Origin of the sequence: Salmonella sp. NW884 (genome assembly GCF_051700745.1) — a bacterium.
Lineage (GTDB): Bacteria > Pseudomonadota > Gammaproteobacteria > Enterobacterales > Enterobacteriaceae > Salmonella > Salmonella enterica.
Window position 1 is genome coordinate 688875 of the sequence record NZ_JAMMDE010000001.1, and the last position, 13297, is coordinate 702171.

The window sequence follows — 13297 nt, forward strand, 5'->3', positions numbered from 1 at the left end:
AATGCCCGGTTTTTTAATGAGAAATTTTACCTGTCGTAGCCGAATAAGGCACTTGTGCCGCCATCCGGCAAAGAAGCTTACAAGGCTTTTGGCTTATAGCTACGTAGCGCATTGCGCCCCAGCACAACCCCGGCGCCGATCATCCCGCCCAGCAACATAGCCAGCACGAGGGTAATGGCTGTTTTCGGGCTATCGCGACGGACCGGCAGCGTCGGCTTCATCACATAACGATAGACGTGCACCGTATCGGCAGTCACTTTCAGATTTTTAATGTCCAGCAGTGTCTGCTTCGTCTGGTAATAGGCCGGAGAAAAGACCAGTGGACGCGTCGCTTCGTTCTGTATCATCGATTTTAGCGCATCGCTCCCCAGCAGGAACATCGTGTCCTGGGTAACATCCTGGGTTTGCTGAATCTGCGGCTGCGTGATTTTGGCCTCATCCGCATAGCGCAACGCTTCTTCGATTTGCTTAATACGCAGATCTTTTTGCTCCTGCGCCACAACTTCCTGCGTCTCAAGGGACTCCTGCAACGTTTTGGTTTGCAGCGTGATGTTATCTTTCAGGTCAACTTCCAGTTCCTTAGCGACCTCTTCATCCACCTGTTGGATATATTCCGCCAGCCGACGCTGCGCCCCTTCAGCGGTAGTACTCACATAAGAAACCGAGAGTGGCAGCGCCTGCCCTTTTACCGACTGTTCAATGGTGAGCTTTTCCCGCTCTTTCTGATTATCCAGCGCTTCCGATAATGCGGAAAACGCAGAGCTAAAGCGGCTTATAAAATTCGCCTGCACTTCAGAGATTTTGGGGGCATTCCCGCCATACAAGACGTTGAGCGCGTTGGTATAGGTGGCAACCTGCGCGGCATCAGGTTGGGTAATAATCGCCGTGGATGTCCATTTTTCTTTGGCTATCATCAGGTAGCCTACGGCCAGCAAAATGGCGATAATAACGGCTACAATAATGGTCATCTTCCCACGCCATAACTGTAGCAATAACTCAATTAAATCAATCTGTTCCGGATCGTTCCCACGCCCGGAAGACGTATTACTATCCACTGTCATAGATACCCTAACTAAAAAAAGGATGAAGCTGGAGACAGTGTAGTCATAAAGCAAATATATGCCATAGGATTAATGATAAAAATCAGACATTATTTCCATTTGGTCAATAAATCATCGGGACTCATCAGCCCCGATTGCCTTATTAATCACTACCGAAAAGATCGCGGGTATACACTTTTTCAGCGACATCCAAAAGCTCTGCCGCCATCCTGTTGGAAATAATGACATCCGCCTGCTGTTTAAAGCAGTGCAAATCACGTTCAAGACGTGAGTTAAAGAAAGTATCTTCTTCCATTACCGGCTCATAGATGATGACCTCTACGCCTTTCGCTTTAATGCGCTTCATAATCCCCTGAATCGATGAGGCGCGGAAGTTATCGGAGCCACTCTTCATAATCAGGCGATAAATGCCCACCACTTTAGGCTTTCTGGCGAGGATAGCGTCGGCAATAAAATCTTTACGCGTACGGTTTGCTTCAACGATAGCGGAGATAATATTATTAGGCACCGACTGATAATTAGCCAGCAACTGTTTGGTATCTTTTGGCAAACAATATCCGCCATAACCAAAAGAGGGATTATTATAATGATTGCCAATACGCGGGTCGAGGCACACCCCTTCAATAATTTGTCGGGTATTTAATCCTAACGTTTCAGCATAGCTGTCTAATTCATTAAAATAAGCGACTCGCATAGCGAGATAAGTATTGGCGAAAAGTTTAATGGCTTCCGCTTCAGTGGAGTCCGTAAACAGCGTCGGAATCTCCTGTTTAATAGCGCCTTCCTGGAGTAATGCGGCAAATTCTCTGGCGCGCTCAGACTGTTCCCCAATCACGATACGGGAGGGATAAAGGTTATCGTAAAGGGCTTTACCTTCACGTAAAAACTCCGGAGAGAAAATGATATTTTCTGTCGCAAACTTCTGACGCATTGCCGCCGTGAAGCCAACCGGCACCGTAGACTTAATAATCATCACGGCTGCGGGGTTGATGCTGATCACATCCTGAATGACCGATTCCACACTGGACGTATTAAAATAGTTGGTTTTTGGATCGTAATCCGTAGGCGTAGCAATGATGACGTAATCTGCATTCTGGTATGCATCAAACTTATCCAGCGTTGCCCTGAATCTGATGTTATCTTCCTTTAAAAATTGCTGAATTTCTTTATCAACAATCGGAGATATCCGATCATTTAACAGTTCAACACGGGCAGGAACAATGTCTAACGCCACCACATCATGATGTTGTGCAATAAGCAAACCATTAGACAAGCCAACATAACCCGTCCCGGATATCGTGATTTTCATTATTCGCTCTCAGAATTAACTTAATTATGAATCATGATGTATTTCGCATCCTGATAAGATATTAAAGTTTTAACGCCTGAGTATATAAAGTGCAACGCAGACGAAAACAATTCAGATTATCTTCATTACGATAAACACAGATTATTAAGTTAATATTAAGCAAAAGCGATAAATCAATAAGAATAGAGATAAAAAAAAGCCCGGTATTAAACCGGGCTTAAACATTTTTGCAGAAATTACTCCAACCATTCGGTATGGAAAATGCCTTCTTTATCAGTACGTTTATAGGTGTGCGCACCAAAGTAGTCACGCTGCGCCTGAATTAAGTTAGCTGGCAGTACTGCGGCGCGATAGCTGTCATAGTAGGCCACTGCCGCAGAGAATGTCGGCACCGGAATGCCGTTCTGCACCGCGTAAGCCACAACATCACGCAACGCCTGCTGGTACTCATCAGCAATTTTCTTGAAGTAAGGCGCTAACAGCAAATTGGCAATACCAGCGTTTTCTGCGTAAGCATCGGTGATTTTCTGCAGGAACTGAGCGCGAATGATACAACCCGCACGGAAAATCTTAGCAATCTCGCCGTAGTTGAGATCCCAGTGATATTCATCAGACGCGGCGCGTAACTGCGAGAAGCCCTGCGCATAGGAGACGATCTTGCCAAGATACAGCGCGCGACGCACTTTCTCGATAAATTCCGCTTTGTCGCCTGCCGGCTGCGCTTTCGGCCCGGAGAGCACTTTAGATGCGGCAACACGTTGCGCTTTCAGAGAAGAGATGTAACGCGCAAAGACGGATTCGGTAATCAGCGACAGCGGTTCGCCCAGATCCAGCGCGCTCTGGCTGGTCCATTTACCGGTCCCTTTGTTGGCGGCTTCATCAAGAATGACATCCACCAGGTAGTTTCCGTCTTCATCTTTTTTAGTGAAGATGTCTTTAGTGATGTCGATCAGATAACTGCTCAGCTCGCCGTTATTCCACTCAGTAAAAGTGTTCGCCAACTCTTCATTGCTGAGGTTCAGGCCGCCTTTCAGCAGGGAGTAAGCTTCAGCGATAAGCTGCATATCGCCATATTCAATACCATTGTGGACCATCTTGACGTAGTGACCCGCGCCATCGGCGCCGATATAGGTCACGCACGGTTCGCCATCTTCCGCCACAGCAGCAATCTTCGTCAGGATCGGCGCCACCAGTTCATAGGCATCTTTCTGACCGCCAGGCATGATAGATGGCCCTTTCAGCGCGCCCTCTTCACCACCGGAAACACCGGTACCGATAAAGTTAAAACCTTCCGCAGACAGCTCGCGATTGCGACGGATTGTGTCCTGGAAGAAGGTGTTACCGCCATCAATAATGATATCGCCTTTTTCCAGATACGGTTTCAGCGAATCGATAGCTGCATCAGTACCTGCGCCCGCTTTCACCATTAACAGGATACGACGAGGCGTTTCGAGGGATTCAACAAACTCTTTCACCGTGTAATAAGGCACCAGCTTTTTGCCGGGATTCTCGGCAATCACTTCTTCGGTCTTTTCACGGGAGCGGTTGAAAACGGAGACGGTATAACCACGGCTTTCGATGTTGAGCGCGAGGTTGCGCCCCATCACTGCCATACCGACGACGCCGATCTGTTGCTTGGACATTACATACTCCTGTCAGGTGTGGTTACTCATAGGAACTATATCCAATGAGATGAAATGAATAATATGATAACCCAGACTTAAAGCCCGAAGAAACAATCATTAATTACCTATTTCTACCTACGACACACCGGAATCCTTATCTGGGAACGCGTAGGTAGACTAAATAAAAATCTCCTGAGTAACCTATTATGTGATATTTATCCAAAAATTAATACTTAAACATTAAGCTGCATTAAAGCTAAAATTAGCTTTTAATTGATTCTAAAATCCCGCTTAAATTTTATCTTCCCTATTACTTTCTGTTTCAGAATACTAAAAATTAGAGGCAGTAGCAAACCTAATGCAATGTAGACAGGAACGGACCATTTAGTGATAAAGTGATTATCATATACATCTGTTCCCGATAGGCTATAATCACCTAAAATTGAAGCAATTATATCTAAAATTACATATACAAGTAAATGATATGCCATGATAGCTCTTGAATTCTGACCTATCATTTTTAGCAGCTTAATTTCTTTCATTCCCCTTGTAATTAATAGAGAGATAAAAAACACAGCATAAATACCTATCAGCGCGTTAATAACAGACATTATTAACCCATCCGGATAATAACTCCATGACATAATTGTCTGCGTAGAGAAACCATAACTTTTCGAAACATATAATATTACAGTTAATAAAATAAAAACATAAAAATTTAATAAGCTATATATCTGATTTCTTATCACGTATCCAAAAATATAAAACGACATACCGGTTAACACTTGGCATATAAAATTCAGCTTATAGTCTTTTACCAGAATATATTGAGGGGATAAATATGTTATTGAGACTGTTATTAATAATACACTAATCGCCACCAACACCGATAATAATAAAGCATTGCTAACAACGACCCGTTTTATGCTTTTTATTATAATCACCGACAAAATGCTCACAAATATATAAGCAAACAGAAACCAACCTGTTAGAAACATTTTATTGTTATGAAAATTTGATTTTATAGCAAGTTTAACCGTTTCATATAGTCCTGTCGAAAAAGCATCACCTGTGTGTATTCCATAACGTACATTAATTAATAATGCAATAGAACCAATAATCAAATAAGTTATTATAAGATAAGGTAACTGTTTTTTTATAACATGCGCTGTAAAATTTGTTATACACCGTGTATCTTTATATAAAAGCCCACCAATAAAGAAAAATAATGGCATATGGAAAAGATAGGCATAATAAACATTAAATATGTCATTATTTATATGCCCAGCCAATACGAAAATCATACCAAAAGCTTTAACATAATCCATAGTTAAGGAATGTTCGTGGCTTATGGAAAAAGAGTTTTTTTCCGTCATAACTCCGATGATGTCTCCATAACAATAATGTTTCTCAATATATATACTGGACGTTTTTCATATAAAAATATGAAAATAATTGCACATGATTTACAATATAAGATAATTAGCACATAAATTACCTCAAACTGAACATGACAATTATACTAACACTCTGCCAAATATAATATAAAATTAATACGCACCGTTGCGGTGAAAAACAACTTTTACCGTTTTAAACAGAATGGCAATATCATTCCAAAGCGTCCAGTTTTTAACATACCAAGAATCAAAATAAACACGGGTGTCATAATCAACATCATTACGCCCACTCACTTGCCATAGACCTGTCATGCCCGGCTTTGCCATCAAATAATAATCAACATCATCACAATAACGCTCCAGTTCATCCGAAACGATAGGTCGTGGTCCAACCAGGCTCATATCACCTTTTAGTACATTAAAAAGTTGTGGCAACTCATCAAGGCTAGTTTTACGTATAAATCGACCTACAGCTGTGATTCGAGGATCATTTTTCAGTTTAAAATCTTTTTCCCATTCAGCCCTGGCAATAGGATCGTTAGCCAAAAGTTCTTTTAGTACCTCTTGAGAATTCATAACCATAGAACGAAATTTGTAGCATGGAAAAAGTTTTCCATGCCGACCTACTCGCTGGTGACCATAAATAGCCGGACCACCATCTCGAGTAACCTTATACCACAGATAAATCATAAGTGGTGATGCAATTATAAGAATCATTATTGAACAAACAATATCAAATGTCCGTTTGAGAAAACGGGACGACCTTTTAGCCAAGTTATTTTGTATCCTTAATAACATAACTTCATGGCTAAAGATAAAAGACATATCAGTATTATATAATGGCAATCCTCTAAACGAGGGGACTACAGTAACAGAACGACAATGATGTTTTGAAAGTTCACGTAGCCAAAAATGTGTTTTCTCCAACTCGGTGTATTCATAAGCAAGGATATAATGGACATCACCTGTACGATTTAAATCCCAAATAGTCTCAGTATCCTTTATCACCGGCAACATATTTATTTCAGCATCTGACGCATCCGTATCAAAAAAAGCGATAACATCAAACCCCATCATCTCCTCACTTTGCAGCGCAGAATATGCACCACGAGCATTCTGTCCGCTCCCTAGGATGATAGTTTTTTTCTTCCAGATACCTAGCTTGTTCAATAAATGCTTTGTAAGTGCGCGAAAAAAAGGCACCAGGATTATGGCAAAAGTCCAACAAAACACCCAGACATAGCGTGAAAACTGCCATTTTGTAAACGCTATCAGAGCCAAATCAAATATAGCAAAAATAACGATCGTACGAAAAATTTCTTTTAACTCATACCAAAATGGCTTACGGTATGTATAATGTCGCAAACGAATCCAAAACCAACCGACACATACTACTGACAAAATAAAATGTGTAATAACTCTTGTATCTAATTGGTCTTGAGGAATAAATCGCTGTACTTGATCAAAAATAAAATAGACACATCCTAATGAAAACCATAAGGCTAAATTAAAAAAAATCAAATCCGATATAGCCAAAAAAATTTTACATAGCTGTGGATTATACTTATTATCAATATTATCCATTTAATCCTCACCCTCTGACCGTGCATAATGTAAATAAAATAGGCATATTAAGTAAATAACATTCAATTCTTTTACAGCAAGCATCGTTTTTTAATATTAGCAAGCGTTGTATTTACAAGATCCTGAGCTCTATTTAATAAATTAGCTTCTGCATAGCAGCGTAACTCAGGTGCATTACCAGAAGCGCGCAAATGCACAATACATCCATCACGTAAGGTAATTCGCATACCATCTGTCATATCTGTAGAAATTGCACCTTCATTCTCCAAGCCAATATAGCTTAAGAGGTTGCTCAGATTTTCTCTGCCCATACTAATTAAGGATTGGCTTTTATCAGTTGTAATCCCCTGTAATCTGTCAGAATGGGTGTAACGAGTTGGGAGTTCATTGACTAAAGCGCTAATGCTGGTATTCCTACTTTTGTAAAGCAGCATTATTGCCGGTAATACAGCATCACGAGTTGGTAAGGCATGAAGATTCTGCTCGTTAATACAGATGTCGCTTCCTAATAAAAAGCCGCCATTGGCTTCAAAACCGACAATACGACTATAACTCCGCGATAGTTCATTAAAAGCTTCGATAACATAAGGCGAGCCAATTTTCGTAAGCTTAACATGTTTAAAAAAGCAGCCAGAAGAGATTATACTATTACAACTAACAGGAATAGCGACCGCTTCTGCATCCAATGCAAGTGAACATAATAGGCCTAGTATATCGCCTCTTAGCCACTCACCGGCCTCATCAGCAATAAGAGGGCGATCACCATCCCCATCTGTCGAGAATATGGCATCTAAATCGAACTCTTTAGCCCATGAGCGAGCTTTTTCCCGATCCTCTTTGCTTACAGCCTCTGTATCTATAGGTACAAAATTATCGCTTCTACCCAAGCTAACGACTTCAGCCCCCAATGCAATAAATAAAGGCTTATAAAGATCACGCCCAGCGCTTGAATGTTCGTAAATACCAATACGCTTATTTTTCAGGAATGGAGTAGAAAATAAAGATGTATAACGAGATATATAATTAACAGCAGCCATTTCTGAAACTATGAGTTCTTTAAGTTCTAAATGGCTACACGTATCTTCAACACTAAGGATCGCAGCCTCATCATGTTTCGTGATTTCACCATCAGGACGATAAAACTTGAGGCCGTTCCGCTCGAATGGAATATGACTTCCCGTAACCATTATCGCAGGCATATTGTCAGACATAGACTGAAAGGCCAAAGCTGGGGTTGGTACCACTCCATAAAAAATACAGTTAACGCCTTTATCCGCCAATGCAGCAGCACACGCCTGAGCCATCCCATAACTACTTGGACGATTATCTATTGCCAATGCTACGGTATCAAAGGAAAAATGTTCCTGCATAACGGCAATAAATGAAACCGTAAAAGCAGCACATACCTGAGGTGTAAAATCTTTTACAAGACCGCGAGCCCCACTCGTTCCAAACACAATACCTGATGAATGAATAACATCACGGCTATTATTAACTACGTTCATTAGTCCACTCCTTCGAAAATCCAGAACGTTGTTCTAAACGAATAATATCATCCTCACCAAGATAGGTACCTGATTGAATCTCAATTAACTTCAGGGGGATCATTCCGGGATTTTCCAGCGCGTGAATAGTATCCGGAGGAATAAATGTTGATTCATTTTCAGAAACCATATAAATCTGCTCTCCCTTTGTAACACGAGCAGTCCCGGATAATACTATCCAATGCTCAGCCCGGTGGTGATGCATCTGCGCCACAAATTTCTCACCCGGCTTAACAGTGATACATCTAACGAGGTAATTTTTTCCGCTATCAATAACATTATATTTTCCCCAGGGGCGGAAAACTTCTTGATGTTGTTTATATTCGTTCCTATCATTTCGTTTTAAATAATCAACAATTTTTTTAACATCTTGTACTGTATCTTTATTAGCCACCAGTAAAGCGTCTGTTGTTTGAACAATGACAAGATTGCTTACACCAATCGCACTTATAAACATATTTTCGGAATAAATGTAATTATCATTACAAGCATGTGCGAAGATATCTCCTTTTAAAACATTTCTCTGATGATCTTTATTCGATATATCCCAAAGTGAGGACCAGGATCCCACATCCGACCAGCCAGCACTCATTGGTATCACCACGGCATGCTGTGTGTGCTCCATAACTGCATAATCGATAGAATCACTCGGGCATGAGATAAACTCTTCTTTATCAATACGAATAAAATCAAGATCGGGATTTATATGTCCTACTGCCTTTTCACAAGCTTTGTAAATTTCAGGTGATAAGTACTTCAATTCGTTTAAATAAGAGCTTGCACGAAATAAAAACATACCGCTATTCCAGTAATATTTCCCTGATTTGAAATAGTCACCGGCGGTATCGATATCCGGTTTCTCCACAAATTCAGCCACTGCATAAGCGTCATTTCCTATCAACTCACCACGACGAATATATCCATAACCCGTTTCAGCATGCGTTGGAACAATACCAAAAGTTACAAGCTTACCATTTGCGGCATATTCTTCAGCATGTCTGACAGCTTTCGTAAAAGCTATTTCATCCTGGATCACATGATCTGCAGCAAGAACCAACAAAAGAGGATCAGCATTATCAGCATTCTGGAGCGCACTAAACGCGGCAAGAGCGATCGCTGGTGCAGTATTACGGCCTACCGGTTCGAGAATAATATTATTTGCTAACTTATCAATTTCACGGAGTTGTTCAGCGACTAAGAAACGGTGTCTGTCATTGCAAATGACAACGGGTTCTTCTGTAGAAAGTGAAGCTAATCGCTTTATAGTATTTTGCAGCATTGATAGTTTACCTTCAACGCTTAGAAACTGCTTCGGATGATATTCGCGTGAAAGCGGCCATAAACGGCTACCTGTGCCGCCAGCCATAATTACGGGAAGAAAAGACATTTATTTTATCTCTTTTGACGAAGAATATTGGATATTATTCCAATAACTCTTGTACATGCTAAAATAGCGACATGTAGGCAACGGTAAAGATTGCCAATGCTTGCCTAATTTGTAACCCAGAAATTTAGCAAAGGTTGTTAATAAAGCTCTTGGAATCCAGAACGGTGCATTTTTAAGCAGGAATTGAATCTCTGATTTTACGAAGCGGAAACCCTCACCACCGGCTCCGCCAAAGTCACGCTGAATCCAAGGGTTACAGGCATGAAATACCCCTGTATCAAAATACCGTTGGAACTCTTGTTTTGGCGTATAATTATGCGAATGCCTTACGCTGGCTTCTGCGCAATAAGCAATTTTATACCCCGCCTGGATCATTCTCGCAGCCATAAACATATCTTCAGCGAGGATAGTATGTTCAGGAAACCCCCCAAGTGCTTCAAAAACAGACCGCCGATAAGCTGCAAAAGAATTTGACATAAACACGGTTTTAATGCCGAGGTTTTTTATATCATTTTTACTTTTAATTAGAGTTTCAGTACCATAATTAAAATTTCTTGCGTGTATAGCAAGAGGATTAGCATCATGATGAGGAAGCTGTCTGCCACATACTGCAGCGACATTTTTGTCATTAAATAATGATAATATTTCTTCCAGGGCATTTTTGTTTTCAAATATAGCATCCTGGGTTAAAAAAACAACAAAATCACTTTCTTCGGCAGAAGCTAATGCTTTATTTCTCGTCCCTCCGTGATTAAATTCACTTGGTGATATAACTATAATATTGTTGGTATAAGTGCTTGCAATATTTCTAGTGTCATCTGTCGATGATGAATCAATGATTATCAATTGTAATGGCTGATTAGTTTGTTTTTGAAAAGCGTGAAACCACTCATTCCATCTAGCAGTACCAGCATTATATGTAGGAACAATTAAAGTAAAGGAGGGCATTTTTTAGTCCAAAAGCTCAAGTATTTTTTTACCAAATTGTGTTTTATTAACAATGTGAAGCTTTTTATGGCTTTCAATACCTTCAGCCCCAACCTCAGTAGCAACAACCGTTGCACCCGCCTCAAGCATCTGTAACACCTTTATTTTTACTCCAGCTCCATATAGTAAAGGTGCAACACTTAAATCGGCCTTTTGAAAAGCCAAGGTAGGATCTGATACAGCACCAGCGACATGTACGTTAGATATACACTTGCCGATCAACTTCAGTAAAGGTCTGGGAGCCAAGCCTAAAATCCAAAGATGGATATGTGGATTTTGTTTTCTTATTTTAAGAAAAACAAAAAATATAAACCATATTATAGACCAGTGGTTTTCCGCACGCTTCATGTAACCAAAAAAAATTAAATTTTTTCTATCCTTAAATTTATCTACAACCTCTTCAATCGGAATACCATTTAATACCTCACCAACTTTTTGTACTCCAAGATCAGCAACCTCTATAACTCCCTTATAATTCATTTGTTCAAGTAACAATTTATCTTTATGAGACATTGCCACAATTTTTTTCAACTTACAGAATAAGTTTGCCTCAACTTTTGCAATCTCTTTATTGATAGGTTTCTTTGTAAGAGAACGACTTGTGCGCTGTGATACAACATCATGGGCAAAATAATGAATATTTGGATGTAAAATATGTTTTACCACTCCTAAAACTGATGGAAAATCAAGCCATACTAAGTCGTAATTCGTGTGAGAGATCTTATTATTTATCCGTTTAATTAAGCTTTTATTTACTCTAGTAAAAAACCATGGCGCAATAAAAGATTTATATTTAGCATTGAAAAGTATCCCTTTAAGATAATCTTTCTTACTAACGTTGATTACTTCATAAGAATGGCATAGTGCTTTAATTTCGGGATTTTCATATTGTGTTGCAGGAGATATAACAATAACATCGACTTGACTGCCATTATTTACATGTTTTTTTAAATTATCACCACAAATGGCCTCACCAGCACCGATCGAACCTCTCGCCCCAGGATGAAAGGCACTAATAAAAAGAACTTTATGCATTTTTAATTCAACCATTATTTTTAAGTGGGAGTAACTTATAGATGAAATAAAAAATCATCATAAATATGAACAAAAGCGAAATATATTTAACACCATAGGTAAGGTCTTTTCTCATTGCAACAAATATGAGGGAAATAATTGGAAAATGATAAATTATGAGCCTGCTTTTCTTGGCTACACGATAAAATACTATTAGCATTACACCCAAGATTAAACCATGCAGAAATACTCCGACATAACCAAGTGAATGAAAAGCCTCTGTGAATATAAACTGCCCACCTTTATCCTCATAAAAACGCATCTCATTATTCTCGAACAAAGATTGTTTATCTAAACCAAAAATGCCATATATAAAAGCAGGGATAATAAATAATATGGGAGAAAATAAATCTAATACTCCCCCATAAGGTAAATTATTATATAAATGTGTTCTCACTTCATTAGCCAAAGTCGCTAAAGAAAAATGTGTTTCATACATCACGGCAAAAGGTATAGCTGTAAAAATACTTCCACCTGAAGTTGAAGTGCTTTCACGCAAATATAAACCTAATCCAGCAATGAAAAACATTATTATACAAATAATGCTTACTTTGATAATACGTTTAAAATTAATTTTATAATTTAGCATATAGAATGACACGAAACATAATATTAGCAAAATTAAATTTTCTCTTCGTCCCTGAATAAATATAGAAATAAGTATTAATAGCGATACTGCTATGACAACTTTATTAGTTATTGATATTTCTTTAAAGTTGACACGAATGCTAGTTAATAGTGCATAGTTAGCAAGCAATCCCGATGAAGATATGAGAATATCTCTGGTTTGATTTTCTGCACTACCTTCATAGATTGCTATATAAGGCGTATGTAGAAATGCTATGTAACCACCATATGCAGCGACGCCTAAGGCGAAAATTAGAAACGCTGAAATAATAAAGCATACTGAACAAAAGTTTATAAAACACGAATTATTAAAATCTTTTATTCCTGCTAACTTGATTTTAGAAAATGCAAAATAGCCGAGAAAAACTCCCACTACCCCCGTGGATACGACCATGATTACATCGCCCACTGTATCAGTATATGCAAGGGCCCCTAGTGGTGATAATTGAGGAAATTGAAGATAAAGAATTCCACATATTATATATATCCCAATAGCAATAAACCAAGCTAAAAATACCATAACACATCTCATATTATTAAGCGATAAGGAATAAGATAATACTTTATTACATATATTTATCTTGTTTGGATTTATACCTTATTTTCAATAGCCAAATAGTCGCTTTTGCGTACACCACTACGCTTAATATATATCGGTTTCATTATCAAACTATCAAGGCAACGATCTTTTTCTCCAATTTT

Annotated in this window: 10 protein-coding genes; all 10 read right to left on the reverse strand. The window is 39.2% G+C overall.

Annotation, left to right across the window (positions count from 1 at the left end; translation table 11 throughout):
* Positions 1-77: 77 nt before the first annotated feature.
* The 10 genes from wzzB to NA197_RS03660 all read right to left on the reverse strand — a co-directional run bounded on the left by wzzB (position 78) and on the right by NA197_RS03660 (position 13115).
* Positions 78-1061, reverse strand: a complete 984-nt coding sequence (gene wzzB, locus NA197_RS03615) for an LPS O-antigen chain length determinant protein WzzB (RefSeq protein ID WP_064042941.1) — start codon at positions 1059-1061, stop codon at positions 78-80.
* A 142-nt stretch (positions 1062-1203) separates the two neighbouring features.
* Positions 1204-2370, reverse strand: a complete 1167-nt coding sequence (gene ugd / locus NA197_RS03620; RefSeq protein ID WP_000704817.1) for a UDP-glucose 6-dehydrogenase — start codon at positions 2368-2370, stop codon at positions 1204-1206.
* Between the two features lie 236 nt (positions 2371-2606).
* Entirely contained in the window at positions 2607-4013 is a 1407-nt protein-coding gene (gndA, locus tag NA197_RS03625; protein WP_000043532.1) for an NADP-dependent phosphogluconate dehydrogenase, read from the reverse strand.
* A gap of 251 nt (positions 4014-4264) precedes the next feature.
* Positions 4265-5371 (reverse strand): acyltransferase family protein, encoded by a 1107-nt coding sequence (locus tag NA197_RS03630; RefSeq protein WP_064042942.1) that lies wholly within the window; start codon positions 5369-5371, stop codon positions 4265-4267.
* Between the two features lie 174 nt (positions 5372-5545).
* Positions 5546-6976, reverse strand: a complete 1431-nt coding sequence (locus tag NA197_RS03635) for an undecaprenyl-phosphate galactose phosphotransferase (RefSeq protein ID WP_000368705.1) — start codon at positions 6974-6976, stop codon at positions 5546-5548.
* Positions 6977-7047: 71 nt separating this feature from the next.
* Complete coding sequence (rfbK, locus tag NA197_RS03640) at positions 7048-8481, reverse strand: O-antigen biosynthesis phosphomannomutase RfbK (RefSeq protein WP_001103633.1); 1434 nt, start codon at positions 8479-8481, stop codon at positions 7048-7050.
* Positions 8468-9907: a mannose-1-phosphate guanylyltransferase/mannose-6-phosphate isomerase gene (locus tag NA197_RS03645; RefSeq protein WP_064042943.1), complete on the reverse strand. Its 1440-nt coding sequence runs from the start codon at positions 9905-9907 to the stop codon at positions 8468-8470. The genes rfbK and NA197_RS03645 overlap by 14 nt, the downstream gene beginning before the upstream one ends.
* Entirely contained in the window at positions 9908-10855 is a 948-nt protein-coding gene (locus tag NA197_RS03650; protein ID WP_001138991.1) for a glycosyltransferase family 2 protein, read from the reverse strand.
* Between the two features lie 3 nt (positions 10856-10858).
* The gene (locus tag NA197_RS03655) at positions 10859-11929 is read right to left on the reverse strand and encodes a glycosyltransferase (protein ID WP_223195404.1); all 1071 of its coding nucleotides are present in this window, start codon (positions 11927-11929) and stop codon (positions 10859-10861) included.
* A gap of 7 nt (positions 11930-11936) precedes the next feature.
* On the reverse strand, positions 11937-13115 hold the full coding sequence (locus tag NA197_RS03660; RefSeq protein ID WP_064042944.1) for an O-antigen polymerase: 1179 nt from the start codon (positions 13113-13115) through the stop codon (positions 11937-11939).
* Between the last annotated feature and the right edge of the window lie 182 nt (positions 13116-13297).